Origin of the sequence: Dyadobacter sp. BHUBP1 (assembly GCF_050587785.1) — a bacterium.
Classification (GTDB): Bacteria; Bacteroidota; Bacteroidia; order Cytophagales; family Spirosomataceae; genus Dyadobacter.
The window spans coordinates 352,953-372,938 of sequence record NZ_JBOBIH010000001.1 but is presented as its reverse complement, the minus strand read 5'-3'; the positions used below and the strand labels follow the sequence as shown (position 1 = coordinate 372,938).

Annotated in this window: 18 protein-coding genes and 1 tRNA gene; 11 read left to right on the top strand and 8 right to left on the bottom strand. The window is 47.3% G+C overall.

Annotated features, from left to right (window positions below; all coding sequences use genetic code 11):
- Positions 1–32: 32 nt before the first annotated feature.
- Together ACQ4MZ_RS01485 and ACQ4MZ_RS01480 are read left to right on the top strand one after the other, a co-directional pair.
- A complete protein-coding gene (locus ACQ4MZ_RS01485; RefSeq protein WP_430842249.1) occupies positions 33–428 on the top strand; it encodes a hypothetical protein in 396 nt (131 codons plus the stop codon).
- Between the two features lie 27 nt (positions 429–455).
- Positions 456–983, top strand: coding sequence for an acyl-CoA thioesterase (locus ACQ4MZ_RS01480; protein ID WP_430842248.1), 528 nt, complete (start codon positions 456–458; stop codon positions 981–983).
- On the opposite strand, the gene ACQ4MZ_RS01475 is transcribed toward ACQ4MZ_RS01480, so the two are convergent.
- A complete protein-coding gene (locus ACQ4MZ_RS01475; protein ID WP_430842246.1) occupies positions 973–5,610 on the bottom strand; it encodes a translocation/assembly module TamB domain-containing protein in 4,638 nt (1,545 codons plus the stop codon). The two genes, ACQ4MZ_RS01480 and ACQ4MZ_RS01475, sit on opposite strands and share 11 nt — an antisense overlap.
- A gap of 69 nt (positions 5,611–5,679) precedes the next feature.
- On the opposite strand from ACQ4MZ_RS01475, the gene tsaD reads away from it, so the two are divergent.
- A complete protein-coding gene (gene tsaD / locus ACQ4MZ_RS01470; RefSeq protein WP_430842244.1) occupies positions 5,680–6,678 on the top strand; it encodes a tRNA (adenosine(37)-N6)-threonylcarbamoyltransferase complex transferase subunit TsaD in 999 nt (332 codons plus the stop codon).
- Positions 6,679–6,822: 144 nt separating this feature from the next.
- Positions 6,823–7,626 (top strand): MOSC domain-containing protein, encoded by an 804-nt coding sequence (locus tag ACQ4MZ_RS01465; RefSeq protein ID WP_430842242.1) that lies wholly within the window; start codon positions 6,823–6,825, stop codon positions 7,624–7,626.
- Between the two features lie 119 nt (positions 7,627–7,745).
- Here ACQ4MZ_RS01465 and lpxA read toward each other — a convergent pair whose 3' ends face one another.
- The 4 genes from lpxA to ACQ4MZ_RS01445 form a co-directional block, all read right to left on the bottom strand.
- Complete coding sequence (gene lpxA / locus ACQ4MZ_RS01460; RefSeq protein WP_430842240.1) at positions 7,746–8,558, bottom strand: acyl-ACP--UDP-N-acetylglucosamine O-acyltransferase; 813 nt, start codon at positions 8,556–8,558, stop codon at positions 7,746–7,748.
- Positions 8,555–9,946 (bottom strand): bifunctional UDP-3-O-[3-hydroxymyristoyl] N-acetylglucosamine deacetylase/3-hydroxyacyl-ACP dehydratase, encoded by a 1,392-nt coding sequence (locus tag ACQ4MZ_RS01455; protein WP_430842238.1) that lies wholly within the window; start codon positions 9,944–9,946, stop codon positions 8,555–8,557. The genes lpxA and ACQ4MZ_RS01455 overlap by 4 nt, the downstream gene beginning before the upstream one ends.
- A 45-nt stretch (positions 9,947–9,991) precedes the next feature.
- Positions 9,992–11,032, bottom strand: a complete 1,041-nt coding sequence (lpxD, locus tag ACQ4MZ_RS01450) for a UDP-3-O-(3-hydroxymyristoyl)glucosamine N-acyltransferase (RefSeq protein WP_430842236.1) — start codon at positions 11,030–11,032, stop codon at positions 9,992–9,994.
- Positions 11,033–11,112: 80 nt separating this feature from the next.
- A complete protein-coding gene (locus ACQ4MZ_RS01445) occupies positions 11,113–12,348 on the bottom strand; it encodes an HD domain-containing protein (RefSeq protein ID WP_430843794.1) in 1,236 nt (411 codons plus the stop codon).
- Positions 12,349–12,465: 117 nt separating this feature from the next.
- Here ACQ4MZ_RS01445 and ACQ4MZ_RS01440 point away from each other — a divergent pair.
- Positions 12,466–12,539: transfer RNA gene (locus ACQ4MZ_RS01440), tRNA-Ile, on the top strand.
- A 73-nt stretch (positions 12,540–12,612) separates the two neighbouring features.
- Here the strand turns inward: ACQ4MZ_RS01440 and ACQ4MZ_RS01435 are convergent.
- Positions 12,613–12,879: a hypothetical protein gene (locus tag ACQ4MZ_RS01435; protein WP_430842234.1), complete on the bottom strand. Its 267-nt coding sequence runs from the start codon at positions 12,877–12,879 to the stop codon at positions 12,613–12,615.
- Positions 12,880–13,697: 818 nt separating this feature from the next.
- Between ACQ4MZ_RS01435 and ACQ4MZ_RS01430 the strand changes: the two genes are divergently transcribed.
- Positions 13,698–14,111, top strand: coding sequence for a hypothetical protein (locus tag ACQ4MZ_RS01430; RefSeq protein ID WP_430842232.1), 414 nt, complete (start codon positions 13,698–13,700; stop codon positions 14,109–14,111).
- Between the two features lie 447 nt (positions 14,112–14,558).
- On the opposite strand, the gene ACQ4MZ_RS01425 is transcribed toward ACQ4MZ_RS01430, so the two are convergent.
- Complete coding sequence (locus ACQ4MZ_RS01425) at positions 14,559–15,461, bottom strand: hypothetical protein (RefSeq protein WP_430842230.1); 903 nt, start codon at positions 15,459–15,461, stop codon at positions 14,559–14,561.
- Positions 15,462–15,572: 111 nt separating this feature from the next.
- Between ACQ4MZ_RS01425 and ACQ4MZ_RS01420 the strand changes: the two genes are divergently transcribed.
- The 5 genes from ACQ4MZ_RS01420 (at position 15,573) to ACQ4MZ_RS01400 (ending at position 19,326) form a co-directional block, all read left to right on the top strand.
- Positions 15,573–16,650, top strand: a protein-coding gene (locus tag ACQ4MZ_RS01420) for an IS3 family transposase (protein ID WP_430842228.1) whose coding sequence is annotated in 2 segments (ribosomal slippage) — positions 15,573–15,826 and positions 15,825–16,650 — 1,080 coding nt in all. Because the reading frame shifts where the segments join, the coding sequence is not laid out codon by codon here.
- A 14-nt stretch (positions 16,651–16,664) separates the two neighbouring features.
- Positions 16,665–17,108: a hypothetical protein gene (locus ACQ4MZ_RS01415; RefSeq protein ID WP_430842226.1), complete on the top strand. Its 444-nt coding sequence runs from the start codon at positions 16,665–16,667 to the stop codon at positions 17,106–17,108.
- A gap of 151 nt (positions 17,109–17,259) precedes the next feature.
- Positions 17,260–17,796: a hypothetical protein gene (locus ACQ4MZ_RS01410; protein WP_430842224.1), complete on the top strand. Its 537-nt coding sequence runs from the start codon at positions 17,260–17,262 to the stop codon at positions 17,794–17,796.
- A gap of 840 nt (positions 17,797–18,636) precedes the next feature.
- Positions 18,637–18,822 carry a hypothetical protein gene (locus ACQ4MZ_RS01405; protein ID WP_430842222.1) on the top strand — a complete coding sequence of 62 codons (186 nt, stop codon included), beginning with the start codon at positions 18,637–18,639 and terminating at the stop codon, positions 18,820–18,822.
- Positions 18,823–18,849: 27 nt separating this feature from the next.
- Complete coding sequence (locus tag ACQ4MZ_RS01400) at positions 18,850–19,326, top strand: T9SS type A sorting domain-containing protein (RefSeq protein WP_430842220.1); 477 nt, start codon at positions 18,850–18,852, stop codon at positions 19,324–19,326.
- A gap of 95 nt (positions 19,327–19,421) precedes the next feature.
- Here the strand turns inward: ACQ4MZ_RS01400 and ACQ4MZ_RS01395 are convergent, their stop codons facing one another.
- Entirely contained in the window at positions 19,422–19,820 is a 399-nt protein-coding gene (locus ACQ4MZ_RS01395) for a VOC family protein (protein WP_430842218.1), read from the bottom strand.
- Positions 19,821–19,986: the final 166 nt, after the last annotated feature.

The window sequence follows — 19,986 nt, the reverse complement described above, 5'->3', positions numbered from 1 at the left end:
GAATTTTCAAACATGTCCCTCATTTCAAAATAATGAATACGAGTAAAAGTGCCCCGTACCTGTGTTCCTTCTTTGCGGCAATAATGCTTTCGGCCTGCGCAGGAAATGGAATACCTATTTCATCCAATACCAAGTATCCGATCGAGGTCCTGTACGATAACCAGCCGCTGGAACGCCCCTATTCCGAACTGGCGGTGGTGGAAATCAGCAGCGAGGATTCCCTCACGGCCGACCAAACCAAGGACAAAAGAATGATGTTCCGCGGAAACGATGCGAAGACGAAAGAGCTCCTGACCGCGCGACTGGTAATGAAGGCCCAGAAAATCGGCGCCGATGCGATTATCAACGTCAAATACAAATACTACACGAGCGTGAACAAGGAAGGCTATATACTGAGCGGGCTGGCCGTGCGGTACCGCGGAGAATGACACTTCTAACAAGAAAAATTAAAAACCATGCTGTTTACCGCCAAACTATCCGACATGCCCGTCGAAGCGGAATCGAGGGTGATCATCCGTTTTCAGGATTGCGACCCGCTGATGCATCTGAACAATTCCAAATACTTCGATTACTTCTTCAATGCACGGGAAGATCAGGTTTCCAAACTGTATGGTTTCAGTTTCGAGGCAATGTTCCGTGAGCTACGCACGAGCTGGGTCGTGTACCAGCACCAGATCGCGTACGTAAGGCCTGCGCGTATCAGCGAGTGGGTGCGCATTACCTCGCGCGTGATCTACTATAATGAAGATACGATGGTAACGGAGTATTTCATGACAAACGACCTCCGTACCGAGCTCAAAACAGTGCTTTGGACCACTTCCAAGCATATCAGCATTGCCTCCGGGCAACGCGTACCGCATCCGAAGGAGGTAATGGATTACCTGGGCGCCACCTGCGTACCCAGCCTCGATTTTCCCGGTCTGCATTTCAACGACCGCATTCATGCGATCAAGCAGGAACTGGCGGCTGGTGCTAGCGTGTAGTGTCTTTTTCTGAAATCAGTTTTCTTGTTGTATCCTGCTTGGCATCCTGCGGGGCATCCTGCGGGGCATTCTGGCGAACAGAGTCCGCAGGCAGAAAAGGTATCTGCACGCCAGGCTTCGGCGAACGGGTAAAGCGGTTGAAGCTATGGGTAAACTGCATACTCACACCGCCGGTTGTAAAGGTGCCGCTGTTGAACACCAGGTTGTTCTGTATGTTACGGTTATAGGCTTTCACCCGCACCGTACCTTTAGCATTCAGCCAGTATTCTAATGTCCATTCGCCAAGCAAACTCGCCGCATCGTATTGCGAGGCGCCCGTCTGCGATTGCGTCCCGGAGGTAAAGCGGCCATCGCGCGTGACACGAAAGCGGTCGTTCAGGAACCGGTATGAGAAGCGTAACTGCAAATTATTCAATGCATTCTGATCCAGTGAAAGGCCCGAAACACCTACTTCCAGATTTTCGTTAATGCCCGAGGCCCAGCGGCTGATCTGGTTCGATACGAGTTCACTGATACTACTTCCGAGGAAGTTCTGGCTGCCTACTGTGGCCAGGCTGCTTTCAGGCAAAAGCTGGTTCACTACCAGCAAGCTACTTACCTGCCGGCTCAGCTCCTGTTCGTCGGATTTCAGCTTGTTCTGAAATGCTTCCAGCTGACCACGGTAAGCGCTTAAAGAGGGATTATCCAGGATTTTGAGGTCGTATCGGATCGTGGGCGACATCAACCGCTCGGACAGCCCGATCGTCACTTCCACGGGATACCTTCTCGACAATGCATCCCCGCTGTTGTTACCCAGATTCCCGGTGTTAGGCAACACGCCTGCCAGCGAAACCATTTGGGTATAGCCTGCTTTCACATCGAGCTGCGCGCCATAGGGATCTCCCGCCCAGATGATCCTGCTGCCCGGTTTGATATTAAATTTCTTGTTGATAACATTCTGCAACGTAAAATTATACTCGCCCTTTTCGATCTCGTACGTTCCCGCCATCGTGAAATCGCCCTGCGTGTCGATGTTCAGGTTAAGACGCCCGCTTCCGTTTCCGCGCAGCACGTCGCCGGTTTGCCGGTCGAAGATAATCTCACAGGTCGCGTCGGGGGTAAGGTTGAAGTTGAAATCCATTTTGATCCCGCCGGCAATCTGGCTCCTGGCGATGGAGTCGGCTGCGGGCGCGCCTGCCGTACTGTCGGAGGGCACCATTTTACTCACAAACTGAATATAATCCTGCGTCGCCACCTCGGTAGCGCCGTCCAGCGGTATGTGAATGCGCGTACCTTTGTTACTGGTCACGTTGGCTTCGATATTCAGCTTATCGATTGGGCCGTACACTGCCACCGGGCCGGTTACGTAGGCCGTTCCGTAGAACATGTCGTTGTCCTTCGCTGTGGTATTCAAAATTTTGAAATTGCGAAGATCCGCATTGAAGCCGAGGGAGAAGTATTTGAAACCGTCATGAAAGACCCCGCCGCGCAATGTCGCCGTATTGCCGTCGGAATCGGTGACGAGAATATTGTTGCCCGTGATCTCACTTTCTGAAAAATTGATTTTATCGCTGAATGTAAAGACCGATTGCAGGTAATCGAACTTCATCCGGCCCTTGTCCACGGTAAGCGAGCCTTCCAAAATGGGGGCATCCACCACGCCCCTGATCGATACCACTCCCTGCGCCGTTCCACTGATGTCGGATACGAGCCCCTCGGCGAAAGGTTCAAGCGCTTTGAAATCAGCCTGATTGAAAATGGCTTTCAAGTTCAGCGTATTTGCTTCGAGTTTCGGACGGTATGATCCCACCAGGCTGAAAACCCGCCGCGCGTTTTTGCTCAGTTGGGCGTCGATCTGCAACTCGCTCGTGGTTTGGTCCCAATCGCCGGTGCCAAGCAGGTTCCCGAACTCGTACTGACCGTACCCAAGGCCTTCGATCGCAAAATTAGCATCCAGAATGACGCTGTTATAAATGTCTTTCACCTTCGCCGAGCCATCCATGATCCCCGATAATTTGGTATTGAACACGGGGTTCAAACTGGCCAGTTTGAAGTTTTTAATATCCAGCAAAAGGCTCTTTTCCGGATCTTCGGACGCAGTTCCGCTAAGGAAAATGCGCTGCTTACCACTCACCAGGCCAAGGTTCGACATCGTAATATCGTCGCCCACAATCGAGATCAGGCTTTCCGAAGGCACGTTCCATTCTTCATCCAGCAGATTGAGTTTTGAATTTTTGAAACCAATATCCAAACCCGCCGGCAGGAACCGTATTTCCCCCGCCAGATTGGCCCGGTTGGTACTTTTGAACTGATGAACTGCACCATTGAAGTCGATGTGGTCCACATCCCAGGTGCCTTCCAACTCCATTTTTTCGGTAGGCACCATCTTGCTGATCTGCTGCTTCTCGGAAGTCACTAGAATGGATGCGAGTACTTCGGCGCTGTTGACGAATTTCGAGGTGGTAACATCCACTTCTGCATTCATGAAATGGTTTTTTCCATAACTCACCGTGTCTGATACCGCATTGAAAGTCAGCACGGCCGTATTATCCATTTTAAAAATTCCTTCCGCCTTTGCGCCGCGCGAAATGTAGATATCCGGACTCAGGAAGGCCAGGAATTTCGAGAGGTTGTGCGTCTGGACCGAGTAGTCGATATCGTACCTCCGCGACAGCATCTTCAACGGCTTCCGGGCGTAGTATTCGTTCCGGCTGGCCTCGTTTTCAAAGAAATACAATTTATACTCTTCCAAAACCTGGCTCACATCCTTCCAGGCCTGAGTGGGTAGGAAATTTCCTTCCACCTTCGCTGTCAGAAACTCGCTGTCAAGCTGCAAGCGGCGCTTGCCGAGGTGATTCCTGGAAGACAGCACGAGCGTATCCACGACGAGGTTACGCTCCTTATTGGTCATCACGAGGTAGGTATTCAGCAATTTGGCATTACCTACGAGCTCATCCACTGTATTACCCGTCACATTCACATTCAATTGCGTGCGGAGGGTAATCGGATCTTCGCTGAGACCCAGTTCCTTCAAATTGGCCCTTTCAATGAGGCCTCTTACGTCGAACAAGTTCTGTTGTTTCGAAAGGTCGAATTCCCCATCGAGGTTTACGATCAAGTTACTGTCTCGGGCACTTACCAATCCATTGAAATACTGATTTTGCAGATTGCCCCTCAGCCGGATGTTCTTATAATCATAATTCCTGAAGCCCACCCGGTGCACCAGCGCGTTCATATCAGCGGAAGCCACCGATAGCTCCAGTCCCTTCCCGTAAACCTTTCCTTCAAAATCCAGCTCCTGCCAGTTATCTTCGTCTTCCAGCAAAGTACCCAGATTGAAAGCCGCTGTTTTCACTTCACCCGAATAGGTGGTCGTTCTGGCATCTGCAATATGGAACACCAGGTCGCCGGACAACTCGCCCAGCTCCGACGAAGCCGAAGCATTCACCGCAAAGTCTTCCAGTGTTCCTTTGAATGTACCATCCAGCAGCGTGTAACCGAATTTTTGCAGCTCGGGGTGCATGTCCCATTCCGGGTAATATTGAACCAGGTCGACGGGGTCGATTTTGGAGACCGACAGCCGGATGTCCATCAGCACGCCTTCAATTGTAGGAAGTCCTTTGAAACCGATATCACCGATGAGCCTGCTGTTTTTGCCAAAATGCAGGTCGGTGTTGGAGAGCACAAAATCATCGACCTTCCCATTGAAATCGCCCGATATCAGCCAGGTTTCGTTCAAGCCATCGATATAGCTCGAAAATAGCCCGAGATCCCGCGAATCCACCCGGCTGCCTACCAGGTGCCCTTTCATGCGGATCTTGTGATTGAAATCGCCCAACTCACCCGAGCGGTTATAATAGAATATCACCTCGTCTTTCAAATGCGAATTGCCGATGTGTGCGTCGAGCTCCTTCAACTCCATTTTCTTCTGGCAGAAAAGGAATTTCGTATCGAGGTCGTGCATTTCCAGGCCGGTCTGCTTATCGACGGTTTTCAGGTTTTTGGCACGAAAAGCAATGGTATCTCCCTGAACAAGGAAATCGCTGAGTTCTCCGTAAAGGTGTTTGAGGCTGAAATGCGAGTAGTCAAATACCCGTGAACCCCGATCGCGGGGCTGGCGGGGGTCGTCATAACCAAACGTACCGTCGATCACCTTGGCTTTGCCGATGATAAAAGGCGTGTTGTTCTCAGGCGCGTTCGGTGGCCGGGGCACTGCCGGGGCGGTGAGCTCATTAATGCGTGCAATGAACCCGTCGATATTGAGATCGCCCGATTTTGGCACGATTACCAGGTGCACGTTAGGGCGGTATACATTGACTTCGTCGAGAAATATCTCCTTCGACGAGTCGCGGATAATGTTGTTGACATTCAGATTGACATCCAGCCGGCCGACATCGATCATGTCTGCGCCCGAAGAATCCTTCACGGAAACTCCCTCGAGCGAAACCACGTCGAACCATTTGATATTGACCCTTTCAATGGAAATGGGATACCCGAGCTTGCCGGAGACCTCGGCCGTTATGTGCCGCACCGCCCAGGTTTGCACGGAAGGAAGCTGTAATGCGGTGGTAGCAATCCCAAGCGCCAGCAGCACGAAGATGATAACCACGATCAGACCATTACCAAGCGCCTTCAGGAATTTTAACATATATAGCTTCGCAGCGGGATACTGCTTATCTTATTGTTAATGCTTAATTTTGCGAATATTTTCCACAGTATGAATATCCTCGCCATTGAATCGTCTTGTGACGAAACCTCCGCAGCTGTTATAACAAACGGGAATATCCGCTCCAATGTTGTTGCTACACAACTCATCCATACCCAGTACGGCGGCGTCGTCCCGGAGCTGGCTTCGAGAGCGCATCAGCAACACATTCTACCGGTAGTGGACAAAGCATTGAATGATGCAAAAATAGCAAAAAAAGACCTGGATGCCATTGCTTTTACCAAGGGGCCGGGTTTACTGGGGGCTTTGCTGGTAGGGACTTCGTTCGCCAAGTCGATGGCGCTCGGATTGGATATTCCGTTGATCGAGATCAATCACATGCAGGCGCACGTGCTGGCGCACTTCATCGACGAGCCCAAACCCGCATTCCCGTTCCTGTGCCTTACTGTGAGCGGCGGGCATACGCAGATCGTGAAAGTTACCGGCCCGCTCGACATGGAAATCATTGGTGAAACGCGTGATGACGCCGTGGGAGAGGCTTTTGATAAAACGGCCAAGCTGCTCGACCTGCCCTATCCGGGCGGTCCGCTGATCGACAAATATGCCGCGCAGGGAAATCCGCAAGCCTTTCCATTCCCGCTTCCGGAAATGCCCGGGCTGGATTTTTCATTCAGCGGAATCAAAACTTCGTTTCTGTATTTCCTCCAAAAACAGGTCCGCCAGAACCCTGATTTCATCCAGGAAAATATCGCCGACATTTGCGCGAGCATTCAGTTTACATTGATTGATATTCTCCTCAAAAAATTAAAAAAAGCATCCCGCGAAACGGGGATTAAGGAGATTGCGATTGCCGGCGGCGTGTCCGCTAACTCAGGTTTGCGCAAATCGCTGCGGGAACTCGGCGACCAGTTAGGCTGGAATGTGTATATTCCTGCTTTCGAATATTGTACCGATAATGCAGCCATGATCGCGATCGCGGCGCATTACAAATTTGAAGCAGGCGATTTCAGTGATCAGACGGTTAGCCCGCTTGCGAGGATGGAGTTTTAGAAACACCGGTGACGAAAACGATTGTATGAGACACTTTTGCCCGGGCATTCTTTTTCCCGCAATCCTGTTGGTGGACAAAGACGGAAATCTTTTTGTTACAGATTCAGCAAATCAACGTAATCGTAAGCCGACCATCGAATACTCATGGCCATGACATTGTCAGAAATCTGGGTCTATCCCGTCAAATCCCTCGGCGGGATCAGGCTCACCAAAGCATTAACCGAAGAAAGAGGGCTGCAGTACGATCGCCGCTGGATGATCATTGATGAAGGAAATGTGTTCATTACACAGCGCGCCCATTCAAAAATGGCGTTAATAGACGTCGCATTGGAAGATAAGGGATTGAAAATATACCTTCGGACGGATCCGGCGGATTCTGTACTCGTGCCCTACGAACCGGCAACGGCATTTCCCGTCACCGTGCAAGTATGGGACGATACTGCGGAAGCACTCACTGTTTCTGACGAAGCCGACGCCTGGCTCAGCCGGCAACTTGGCATGAAACTCCGGCTGGTAACAATGCCTGATTCGACCGAAAGAAAGGCCGATCCACGCTATGCACGGCACAACGAAAATGTAAGCTTTGCCGACGGCTTTCCCTACCTGGTCATTTCACAAGCTTCCCTCGATGATTTGAACAGCCGCCTCGCGGAGCCGATCGAAATGCGGCGTTTCCGCCCTAATTTCGTGATCGGCGGCACCGAGCCATTTGCCGAAGACCAATGGAAGCACATTACCATTGGCGGCCTGCGTTTCGAAGTGGTTAAGCCTTGCGCGCGCTGCGTACTCACGACCATTAATCCGGAAACAGCAGAAAAAGGCGCAGAACCGTTAAAAACGTTGGCAACTTACCGGCGCTACGGCAACAAGATATTGTTTGGACAGAATGTGACGGTGCAGGATTTTGGAGAACTGAAGATAGGCGACCGGCTCACGGTCATTGAATAGCAAAAAAGCTCCAAATGGAGCTTTTTTGCATTATAAATAATTGAATCAAAACCACCAGCCATGCCCGGCTTACAGCCCATTGCTTATAGCTTAAAGCCTATTGCCCCAGGAAACCTCCATCAAGACTGAGCTTCCGTTTCGCTTGCTCCGGTTGTCTGGAACGGACTTTTCATAATACCCCTTTCCGAATTGCGGATAAAATTGATGATTTCGTCGCGTTCGTCCGAAGGCGCCATTTCCAGTTCGATCTTTTGAAGCGCTTCCGCGTTGTTGAGGCCCTTCATGTACACGAAGCGATAAATATTCTGAATATCGATGATCTGCTCGTTGGTAAATCCTCTTCTGCGTAAGCCGACGGAGTTGATACCCACGTAGGAAATAGGCTCGCGTGCGGCTTTGGTAAACGGAGGCACGTCTTTACGCACCAGCGAAGCACCCGATACAAATGCGTGGATACCGATTTTAACAAATTGATGCACAGCACTCAATGCACTCACAATAGCCCAGTCGCCCACATGGACGTGCCCGGCCATTTGCACATTATTACCGATGATGACATTGTTACCAACCCGGCAGTCGTGCGCTACGTGCGCATAGGCCATGATCAGGCAGTCGGAACCTACCACCGTTTTCCAGTGCTCCTCGGTACCACGACTGATCGTCGCATACTCGCGAATCGTCGTATTATCGCCAATCACCGTCAGAGTGTATTCATTGTTGTATTTCAAATCCTGCGGCGTTGCCGAAACAACGGCACCAGGATAGATCTTACAGTTTTTACCAATACGCGCACCGGAGTTGATTACAGCGTGTGATCCTATCCAAGATCCTTCCCCGATCTCAACATCGGCGTGAATCATTGCAAAAGGTTCAATCTCTACATTCTGAGCAATCTTAGCGTCAGGATGGATATATGCTAATGATTGAGTCATTTTTTCTTTACCAGGCTTGCTATCATATCCGCTTCACACACCAGCTGTCCGGCTACGTATCCCCGGCCACTCATTTTGACTATTCCCCGCTTCATCGGGGAAGTGAATTCGCATTTAAAAATAACTGTATCCCCCGGGAAAACATTGCGGCGGAAGCGGCATGCGTCGATTCCGATGAGGTATGGCCAGTAGTTGTCCGGATCAGGAACGCTGGAAAGCACGAGGATTCCTCCTGTTTGCGCCATGGCTTCCAACTGCAGGACACCGGGCATTACCGGATTACCCGGAAAGTGCCCCAGAAAAAACTGTTCGTTGATTGTCACGTTTTTCACCCCTACGACGCTGTTTTCGTCGAGAGCGATGATCTTATCGATCATCTGAAACGGATAGCGGTGCGCCAGCAACTGGCCTATCTGGTTGATATCGAATATGGGAGCCTTGTTCGGATCGTATTGCGGGATGTCGCCTTTTCCGGATTTGATCAGTTTTTTGATCTTTTTAGCCAAAGCCACATTCGCCGCGTGGCCAGGACGTGCAGCGAGGATCTGCGCCTTGATCGGCCGGCCTACCAGCGCCAAGTCACCAATGAGATCGAGCAACTTGTGGCGCGCCATTTCATTGGAATAATGCAGATCCACATTGTTGAGGATCCCCTTGGACTTGTCGACACTCACTTTCGGCTTATTCAAAAGTTGCGACAGGTGATCCAGTTCACCATCTTTCACCTCACGGTCCACGATCACGATCGCATTCGTCAGGTCCCCGCCTTTGATCAGGTTCTGCTTGTACAATGCTTCCAGCTCGTGCAGGAACACGAATGTACGGCACGATGCGATATCGTCTTTAAACAGTGTGATATCATTCAGTGAAGCGTGCTGGCTGCTGATGACTGTGGAATTATAATCCACCATCACCGTAAGGCGATAGTCCGAAAGCGGCAGTGCCACCAGTTCGGTATCCTTATCCTTGTTCTTATAATGAACGTATTCCGGAACTTCGAAATAATTGCGGTAAGCATTTTGCTCTTCGATACCCGCGTCCAGCAATGCATCCACGAATTTGATGGAGCTGCCGTCCATGATCGGAGGCTCAGGGCCATCGAGCTGGATCAGCACGTTATCGATCTGCAAACCTACCAGCGCGGCAAGTGTGTGTTCAACCGTGTGGATTCTCGCGCCGTTCTGTTCGATGGTAGTGCCACGGGAAAGATCCACTACATTATCGACATCTGCATCAACAATGGGCTGGTCGGGTAAGTCAACACGTTGAAACTTGTACCCGTGGTTGGCTGGTGCCGGCACGAATGTCATCGTAGCGACAACACCGGTATGTAAACCCACTCCAGTTACGGATACAGACTTAGAAATGGTTTGTTGTTTTTCGTTCATTATATCTATTTCCTTTTCTAAATAAGGTGCGTACGGGTGCTGTGACTACTGAAAATCAGACGTTTCCTGCTTCCGTTCCAGGTCTTTCAGTCGTTCCTCCAGCTCAGGCAGCCTCCGCACCAACGCCATGGACCGCAAATGTTCGTTCAGCTCCCTGGCGGGGGAGCCCGATAGCGACAGGCCTTCCTTTTTAATGGATTTGCCAAGCCCGCTCTGAGCCCCGATCTTAGTATTGTTTGCTACCGTAATATGTCCAACCAAACCAACCTGACCGGCAATCACACATTGATCACCCACAGTGGTAGAACCGGACACACCCGACTGGGCCGCAATTACGGTATTTTTTCCAATCTCTACATTATGTGCAATCTGAACCAGGTTATCTATTTTCGCTCCCTGGCGGATAATGGTCGAGCCCATCGTCGCACAGTCGATTGTCGCATTCGCGCCGATGCTTACATTATCCTCTATCACCACATTTCCGAGCTGCGGGATTGTCTTATAGCTGCCATCAGCCTGCGGCGCGAAACCGAAGCCGTCGCTACCGATCACCGTATTAGCAAAAATCGTCACATTCTTGCCTATCACCGTGTTGTCATAAATTTTCACGCCAGGATGGATCACCGAATAATCGCCTACCTCGACTCCGTCACCCAACCAGGCCTGCGGGTAAATCTTCACCTCTTTTCCAATCACGCAATTTTTCCCGATATAGGAAAATGCGCCGCGGTAGCAGTTATCCCCTGTCTGGCTGTTCTCTCCAATGAAACTAGGCTGCTCTACCCCGGACTTGACGCCGGCGAGGCGTTTCTGATATTCTTCCAACAGGATTGTGAAGGCGGTATAGGCATTTTCGACGTAGATCAACGTCGCTGCAATATCTTTTTTGGGAGTAAAATCTTTATTGACAATTACTGCCGAAGACTGTGTGGAGTAGATATAATGCTCATATTTGCTATTGGCCAGAAAAGAAATACAACCCGGCAGGCCCTCTTCAATTTTTGCAGCCGAACTAATTGTAATCTGATCATTTCCAACAACAGTTCCATTCAGCATCTGAGCAATCTCGCTGACAGTAAATTTCATATTTTATCGGCTAATTTCGGGTAATGGTATTCGAGTACGTTGTAAAAATTATTAATTCTACCTTCTTTTTAGGGTCCTGATTAACCACGCAAAGATACATTTTTACCCCAACATACATAGTACTTGCGCACAATCTTAGTGAGGGCTTCGATGGTCGGAATGTCGGATGCATCGGCGATATCCAGCAAATTCCCCTTTTTCATTTTAACGCGAATCGGGTCCTGCTCTTTTGCATAGGCCCAATTGGTGGTTTCACCGCTGATCAGGAAATATTTCATATCCGTTTCGGAAATTCCCCGGGCTATCAGACGTGCACGAAGCGGCCCAAGTACCTCCTCGCCCGGCGGCTCATTGAAAAAGCTGATTTTGAACAGATTCCTATCCAGAAGCATTTGACACAGCGTCGATAAAATGGAATCTGGGTGCGTTTTCCAGCCTTTTACAGATGCCCATACGTCGTTATCGTCCAATCCGTTGAATGCCGCCAGCAAATCGGGCTCATTATCGAAATCAGCGAGGGTAAAACGGTTATAAAGAAAGCGTGCAAAATCGGGCGTCGCGAATAGTTGCTCTCCTGCCGCCGCCAGTTCACGGGCGCGGTGCATGATCTGCGTGAGCATCGCCTGCGCGCTCAGGAGCGTCTTGTGCAGGTACACCTGCCAGTACATGAGCCTGCGGGCATGCAGGAAGTTTTCAATACTCAAGAGCCCCTTCTCTTCGACAACCAGCTGATCATGACTGATATCCAGCATCTTAATCAGGCGATCGGCGCCAATGGACCCTTCGATGACTCCTGTATAGAAGCTATCCCGGTTCAGGTAATCCATCCGGTCCATATCCAGCTGACTGGAAATCATCTGGTGGTAAAATTTGCGCGGGTATTTCCCTTCGAACATCTGGATCGCGATGTCGAGCCGACCATTCAACTGACGATTGAGATCCTTCATCATCACCAGCGTAATCGCCTCATGCGGGACACCAGGGAGCACCACACTTTCCAGCACATGGGAAAACGGCCCGTGCCCAAGGTCATGCAGCAGGATCGCCGCCTGCGCCCCTTCCGATTCAGGCTCCCAGATCATATGGCCTTTTTCCTGTAAAGTCCGTAATGCCTGGCTCATGAGGTGCATAGCGCCGAGGGCGTGATGAAAACGTGTGTGCAGTGCGCCGGGATAAACGATATCGGCCAGGCCGAGCTGCCTTATCCTCCTAAGCCGCTGAAAGTAAGGATGATCGACCAGATCATAGAGCAGATCCGATGCGATGGAGATAAACCCGTAGACCGGATCGTTAATGATTTTCCTCTTATTCAAAATCGATTTTTTGGCAAAAGTAATAAACAACCAACGGACAAAAGAAGCTAATCTTGTCGTATTCATTTGGAGAATTGAACCGATTCGCTAATTTTGCACTCCAAACGAAGGTTTAAAAAAGGGCCTATAGCTCATTCGGTTAGAGCAACTGACTCATAATCAGTAGGTGCTTGGTTCGATTCCAAGTGGGCCCACTTTGAAAATCAAGCACTTACGAGGTAAAACTCGCTAAGTGCTTTTTTATTTGCTACACAATTTGAGACACAACTATTGATTGTAAAGGTTGTTGAACTCCAAATCGCTCACATCATATCGACATTTCCTTAAGTTGTTCTGACATTCTTCGAGCTCTTCTTCGGTTCGCTGCAATTTGTTCTCTAAATCCTCCACTTCCTCTTGAAGCTGTTTTTTCTCCTCCTCAATTTTGGCATATTCACTTTCACAATTATCGAGTTCACTTTGTAACCGCTCTTCTTCTCCACTGCATCCTGACAGGAAAAATGCGAGTAACACGGAAATGGTAAAATGCTTCATAAGTTTGTTTTTGAGGGATGGTTAAGAAACTTTGATATTGTGACAGGATTAACACAAAGCTGCGTTGCACCTAAGTGGAAAATGAAAGGCCTAGCTCTTCAGCATTTAAATGTAATTAAGATTCGAAGCTTGCTGACGTGTAACGGCATAGAGTATATTCGTACAATTGACTCTAAGTTAACCTCTCTCATCCACACAACAAAGTACAGAATTTGAGGAATTTCCACCAGTCGCCTGCAACGAAAACAGCAATTCCAGGGTCTGGACGACGGAACCTTTACTTCTTAACAATGAATCGACTACTTAAGGCTATCCGTCACACATTCTGTATTTCAACAATTGCACTTTCGGGTACTGGTTGCAATAATAATGTAGAATGCATGACTCCTCCACCGGAGTTGGCTATTCAAATTATGGACGGAGCGCTTACTTATCCGGCTGATTTGGATATAGCTGCGAGGGTAAAGGTGTCATATCTAGAAATCGCAAACAGAAATACGTGGCTGATTTGGTTAGAATGGGAGATGTATTTCTTGTATCGATGCTGATCCAAGAATCTCGGAAAGCCAATGATCCAGAATTTTCCTTGGAGTTAAACGGCAGAGTTCTGGCTAAGGTGAAAATAGGAACTTACATCAAAAAGACAAAGTGTGGTGATTGGGCGAATGTTTCGAAGGTGTATAACGGTGGAGAAGTCCTCTCGAGGTCAACAAATGGGGCTTATTTGCTTAAATGATCACCGTGTCGTCAAGGCTCCTATTTATGCGACTACCATCCGTGGCATCAAGTACTCGAAATCTTCAAAAATGGGTTTGTACATGGAATCAAAGAAAGGTTACTGGGCGTTGCTGCTGATATTCTTGTTCTTGTTGACATTGCTCGGTTGCAAGGATGGAGGGATCTTTTCACGAAAGAGTACAGTCCACGGGCAGGTGACGGAGATTGGTGGATCTGGTCTGGATAGCATTGCTGTGATTTTTCTGGCGTCTAGGCTTTCTAGTGAAAAGGGATTACTTCGCGTTTACACCGATAAGAATGGTAATTATAGTGGGATCGTAGATGTTCCTAGACGCTATGGAACACTGTCCGTTTTCGTTGCGGAGAATGGAAATCCGAAATACTCCGATGTGTATAGAGGCTTTGACATCTACATCAATGGAAAGAGAACGAATGACTGCTGCCCAGCGAACATTGGCGGAAAGACGCAGATTGATTTTAAAGTGTTCAAATAGTAAAGTAGTGTCTGAGGTGACTCATCGTCGACTATGCGCTAAACCGATTAAGTCCTACACTTTGCGTTCTGAGGTGTTTTTAAGTCTTGGATGGCCGGTCTCTCGGAACTTATAATTGGAGGAATAGTATGTGGAGTATTTTTAAGTGCGCAACTTTAATCTCAGGTTTAATAATATGCCAGTGCTTTCTGTCCTGCTATAGAACACATTGTGAGCTTCCCAATGGGCTTTCCCCAAGTGAGCTACTCATAAACACCTCAAAAGAAGGCAATTATGATTATTGTGAGCTTTTAAGGTCAGCATTGAACGGCAATAACAGCTCCATTGGAAAATTGGCATTATTGGAATTTTCTGGTGCGGCTGGCTATGATCACGGGACTGTATTGATAGAAGTTATTCAGACGATTGGTTTGGATTTACTGCTAAGCGAAGACAGTGAGATTGTGACTATTCGGAGAGTGGTTTGCCAAAAATGATTGGGACATTCTGTTTCTCATTGTTATTGGCTTTTTTTAGATACCTATTTGCCGCCTTGCTATGTTTGTTTGTTAGCGAATTATAGACGTTAGTTCGTTTCTTGAAGCTCTCTTTTGTTCCAATTGTTTGACCTTTCTTGGTAATCAGGTAGTTGAATTTCCATTTGTTGTCAGTTGTCAATACAAACTGTATTTTGGCAATAGGAACTACTTTTGAAAGTTCGTCAATCTTCGCCCTAACTTTATCCAGTCGTTTCTTGCCGAATGCCTTTTTTAGTACACTCTCATCTCGTGTCTTCATCAATAATTCGATGTGGGGTTCGCCAGGTATGTCGAAGAGCACGCAAACAGGCTTTGCTAATGGAATCATTTGATTGAACGCATCTTTTAGTACTTTTAAAAGATACTTGGCCACCTTACTGCCACTGTCGACGGCGGAGTCAACTAGTTTGTCCGCTGCTTTCTCGCCCAATTTCTTGAGCAAAGGTTTTGAGATTTCATACAATGCTTGGAATTCTACAAACCGTAGCAGAATTTCAGGGTCAGGAAGGTCTGACTTTCTGCCGTGGAATGTAACCTCGATCTGTTCTGGTGCGCCACGTTTTATCTCGTCTGCAAAGGTAAATGCTTGATTTCTGGATGGGAAATTGATCGTGTCAAATGAAATTTCAATGCTGCTGGCAGAGATATTTTCTACTTCAACAAATTGAAAAGGATCGCTAAATTGCTGAATTTGTAGGGATAGATCCCAGTTAACAGGTTGAGGATCTGGAAAGTAGGCCATTTCGACTAATAAGTAGTGGAACTCACCTTTTTCGATGACACGAGCGTTCTCAAGTCGCCCCATCGGTGGAAAATCCCGTCTGTGCTCCACTGCGATTCTAATTTTTTTCTCCCTGGAATTGATCTTTTTGTAAGCTTCCCCTAAAAGTGATCGTTGAATAAATGGAGCTTTCCGATTATATTTTCATAAACGGAAGGAAACATGAAGAAGAATCGATTCAGCGAGGCCCAGATCGTGGCCATTCTAAAGCAACAGCAAAACGGGCAGACAGTTGTGCAGATTACCCGTGAGCATGGAATCAGTGAAGCCACTTTTTACAACTGGCGGCAGCGATATGGAGGCATGGAGGTTTCTGAGTTGAAACGGATGAAGGACCTGGAAGAAGAAAACAGGCGGTTGAAAAAGATGTATGCGGAGTTGAGTTTGGAGCATGAAGTGGTGAAAGAGGCATTGAAAAAAAGTGGTAGGGCCTGCTCAGCGTCGTCAGTTTGCGCATTGGATTGTTAAAACAAAAGCTTTTAGCAAGCAAAGGGCTTGCCGATTAGCAGGATTAAGTCGACGGATGTTTGCTTATCAATCCAAACGTCAAACAGATAATGAAGTTGAACAGGCCGTTCAAGCTGTCGCACAACGTCATCCTGGTTGGGGTTTCTGGAAGATCCGTTACAAACTACGCCGACAAGGATATCCTTACAACCATAAGCGAATTTGGCGTGTTTACCGGCAATTAGGACTGAATTTGCCTAGACGTAAGAAAAAGCGGTTGCCTGATCGGATTCGACATCCCTTAGCCAAGCCCACGGCGACTAACCAAGTTTGGTCGCTCGACTTTATGTCTGACGTATTGAGAGATGGACGCCGTTTTCGTACCTTGAATGTATTGGATGATTACAATCGGCAAGCATTAGGGATAGATATTGACTTTTCTTTACCTGCCAGACGAGTTATCCGGCTTTTGGAACAGACAATTGAAACTTATGGCAAGCCCGGCTGTTTGCGATGTGATAACGGTCCGGAATTTATCAGCATCGTGCTGACCGAATGGTGCGAATCAAACGAAATTGAACTGCGCTGGATACAACCAGGCAAGCCGACACAAAACGCATACATCGAGCGATTTAATGGTACGTTTCGCAGAGAAGTCCTAAGCGCTTATTTATTCCGAAATTTAAGACAAGTTCGTGAAGTGGTCGAGCATTGGATTAAGGATTACAATACACAAAGACCCCATCAAGCACTTGGATTTTTGACACCAATTGAGTTTAAACAAACTGGATAAGCTCTATTCAACAATTGATCACCGGAGAGGGAATAACACACGACGAACAAGTATCCGCCGTGGAGATTGCGGCGAAAGACGGAACCCCAATTGTACAAGTAGAGCGCAACGACTTTCACGCACTAGCGTCCCCAACTCCACCGATTGATGGAGAAACGTCAGAAAGGCCACAAAGCGCCATTCTTAGCATTCTAAAATTCTCTTTCGACCCTAAGTACAAATCCGACTTTTATTACCAAGGGAATAAAATCTCTGCTTATATCAGAGATAAAGCGTTTTATGAAAATGTGGATAACGGAGACAGCTTTTCCAAGGGAGACGCGTTAGAAGTCGTGATGGATGTAAAAAGAGCTTACGACCCTTCGGTAGATCACAAAGTCATTAAAGGATACGAGATCAAGGAGGTAAAACGACATATACCACGTGGCGAAAAGGGACAAATCGACATGGAGATGTAAGCAACCTGAATACTCCTCTTCAAGGTATGACAACCCTCCCGAAAATTAGTTGCAGTATTTCTAAACTAGTAGCATGACAACTATTTAACGGTATGGCCTGTATCTGAGATTAATTCTAGATTGGGAATTTGTAACCTCTATCATATGATATATGCTATCAACTTCCCAACATCCCGCACCGCCAAAAGGAGGCAGCTCTACGTTTGGTCTCGTTGCTATCGCTATCTGCGTAGTTTCATTTTTCACCATCCGACTTTTCCTGTCAATGATCCTAGTAGGAATAGCGATTTTCGCCATCATAGGGTTGATTCGTGACAGCTCCAAGATCTGGTCTATACTTGCTCTGTGTTGGGCGGGATTCCTTATATACTCAGAATCCGATCGCGCTTCAAAGGATTTTGAAACTTATAGTGTAAAATATGAAGTTACCTGCGGAAAGTGTAGTGTTACATATACCAATGCAACTGGAGGTAACGAAAACTATAAAGACATCGACCACTTTCTGAAGACTGTATCTTTGAAAGGAGACACTTATGCAAGCTTGTCAGCCATAAATGACTATGAATCGTTTGGCACCGTAACTGTCAATATATTTGTTAATGGTAATCTACTAAAAACTGAAACTTCAACTGGACAGATGGCGGTAGCTTCCGCCTACTGCTTCCCGCGAGAGGCCGCCGGATATTAGAGATTCCTGTGGCGTAAGTTATTAGTTGAGTCAAAGGATATTTAGGAGACAAGATAGCCGACTCGGGAGCGGCTATCTTGTTAAAATGAACGAGTTATCACTTCAATATTGAAAATTTCCCTCACTTCATCAACGTTGATATCAATTGTAGGGTATTGTGCTTTGTCGGGGTTGTAGGATTCACACCGAAACGAGTTGCTGACCGGATCATATGACACAATTTTTCTAACAATGATATCATTAGTTGCATGAATTATGAAAATCTTGTACTTGTTAAGTACTGATTTGTGAGTCCAATCGGGCCTCGCGATTTCTTTGCCTAAGACAATCGACCTTTTTTAAATCGATGCGCTCGACCCATCATCCATGCTGTCATCTGGAACAAAAACAGATAGGTAGTTTCCGAGAGTGATGAAATCAACAGAGACGGCAAATTGGGGAATTTCCGGATAGTACTTTGTACCCCAGGTACTAACATATTCGCTCTTATCAAATTCGCCTACTAGCGGGGCCACGATTAAGAATTTGTCAGCCAATTTGCGAATCTCGGTTAAATGGATACCGTGTACCACCGGAAGACTCTTTCCCTCTATATATTCTCTTAACTCCTTTGACTTCTTGATCTTCGATTTACTAAGTATCATGTCGCCTCCTCCCGTCTGCACTCACTCATAATTAAGGTCGGGATAGGATCGCGATATATGAAGACTCATGTTTACGTCTATGAGCTCATCGCCATTCCTTATTGCTTGCAGTTTCTGGACAGGTATATTTATATAAGTGGGTATTTAGGAGAAGTTGACCACCTGATTCCGTGGCAAATACACCCTTAAACTAAAAATGCTCAGTATTGTCACCCCGGCACTCTATTTCCCCTTCGACCAGCCAAGGTTCTCGGTATTCTTAGATGGGAATGTTGTGGTTGGCAACCATTTTATCACCGTTGATCTGATAAACCCTGCCTCCCCTTTCAATGAGTGGCAAAACGGTTTCCAGTTTACAGACATTGTGATCGATGTCAAATAAAGAACCACAAAACCAAAATCGCAGCCCATGAAAAGAACGCTCTCCATTTTATTGTCCGTGACATTTGCATCGACAATGGCCCAGAACCTGAATAGTATGCAAGAAGGTTTTAGTTTTGATAGAAAAGGTCAAATACTAGCCGTCAAAAATCCGGATGGCCACATTCTGCACATCGATTTGAACAAACCCGCCTTCAAAGGAAAAGCAATCGCATTTACTTATTCAGCCAAAAAGAAAGCCGTCTATAGCGAACCTGAGAAAAAACGAAACTCGGTTCAGGTATTCCCAAACCCCGCCCCCGGAAGCGTCAACCTGGTATTAGACGGATCTTGGAGTTTCCCGGTTCAAATGCAAATCTGGGACAAAAACGGAAATGCGATCAAAACCCAAAAACTGGAAACTGAAAAGACAATCGTTAATACCAGCTCCTTCCCGCAAGGAATTTACATGATCAGGTTGCAGGCACCCAATGCCTCTGCCATACATAAATTCTCTGTGCAATAAGAGGTGGAGAAAGCATAGGTAGCTGGCTGGCAACCCCAAACCGTTTCATTTTAAAATCAAGCACTTAACGAATCAAACTCGCTAAGTGCTTTTTATTATTGAAGGTTCAATTGCCACGTAACTCCGAATTTATCCCCAACCCATCCGAATTTCCGGCTAAATCCGTAGTTATTTAATGGCATATATACATTTCCATTTTGGGATAGGTTATTAAATAGTCTTTCAAGCTCGTCTTCTGTCCTGCATTCGACATACAAGGAAATTGCCGGAGAAAAAGTCCAAGCGTGCTTTACAAAACTGTCGCTGCAAATAAATTGCTTTCCATTCAGCTCAAAGCTGGCCATCATAATTGTCCCTTCTTTGGCGGGGCCGCCACTTCCATGGCGGCGCAGATCGATAATCCTGGAATTTTCAAATAATCCCACGTAAAAATTCATAGCCTCTTCTGCATTATTTTCCTGGAATGTAAGAAATGTCGTGATTTGCTTTTCCATATCGACTTCTGCTCTTGTTTTTTGATATGTGATTTAAAGTATAACTGCGACAAATCTAGCAGCGGCCAACAAAACATCCGTCATACTTTAGTACCAAAATGACGCTATTAGCCATATATTAACTGCTAATATTGAGCCACCTGGTCACTCATGCATATCCTATTGC

Excerpts from the sequence above, each read along its gene's own strand:
- ACQ4MZ_RS01485 (WP_430842249.1), top strand. The coding sequence starts at position 33 with ATGAATACGAGTAAAAGTGCCCCGTACCTGTGTTCCTTCTTTGCGGCA.
- ACQ4MZ_RS01480 (WP_430842248.1), top strand. The coding sequence starts at position 456 with ATGCTGTTTACCGCCAAACTATCCGACATGCCCGTCGAAGCGGAATCG.
- ACQ4MZ_RS01475 (WP_430842246.1), bottom strand. The coding sequence starts at position 5,610 with ATGTTAAAATTCCTGAAGGCGCTTGGTAATGGTCTGATCGTGGTTATC.
- tsaD (WP_430842244.1), top strand. The coding sequence starts at position 5,680 with ATGAATATCCTCGCCATTGAATCGTCTTGTGACGAAACCTCCGCAGCT.
- ACQ4MZ_RS01465 (WP_430842242.1), top strand. The coding sequence starts at position 6,823 with ATGGCCATGACATTGTCAGAAATCTGGGTCTATCCCGTCAAATCCCTC.
- lpxA (WP_430842240.1), bottom strand. The coding sequence starts at position 8,558 with ATGACTCAATCATTAGCATATATCCATCCTGACGCTAAGATTGCTCAG.
- ACQ4MZ_RS01455 (WP_430842238.1), bottom strand. The coding sequence starts at position 9,946 with ATGAACGAAAAACAACAAACCATTTCTAAGTCTGTATCCGTAACTGGA.
- lpxD (WP_430842236.1), bottom strand. The coding sequence starts at position 11,032 with ATGAAATTTACTGTCAGCGAGATTGCTCAGATGCTGAATGGAACTGTT.
- ACQ4MZ_RS01435 (WP_430842234.1), bottom strand. The coding sequence starts at position 12,879 with ATGAAGCATTTTACCATTTCCGTGTTACTCGCATTTTTCCTGTCAGGA.
- ACQ4MZ_RS01430 (WP_430842232.1), top strand. The coding sequence starts at position 13,698 with ATGGAATCAAAGAAAGGTTACTGGGCGTTGCTGCTGATATTCTTGTTC.
- ACQ4MZ_RS01410 (WP_430842224.1), top strand. The coding sequence starts at position 17,260 with ATGCTATCAACTTCCCAACATCCCGCACCGCCAAAAGGAGGCAGCTCT.
- ACQ4MZ_RS01405 (WP_430842222.1), top strand. The coding sequence starts at position 18,637 with ATGCTCAGTATTGTCACCCCGGCACTCTATTTCCCCTTCGACCAGCCA.
- ACQ4MZ_RS01400 (WP_430842220.1), top strand. The coding sequence starts at position 18,850 with ATGAAAAGAACGCTCTCCATTTTATTGTCCGTGACATTTGCATCGACA.
- ACQ4MZ_RS01395 (WP_430842218.1), bottom strand. The coding sequence starts at position 19,820 with ATGGAAAAGCAAATCACGACATTTCTTACATTCCAGGAAAATAATGCA.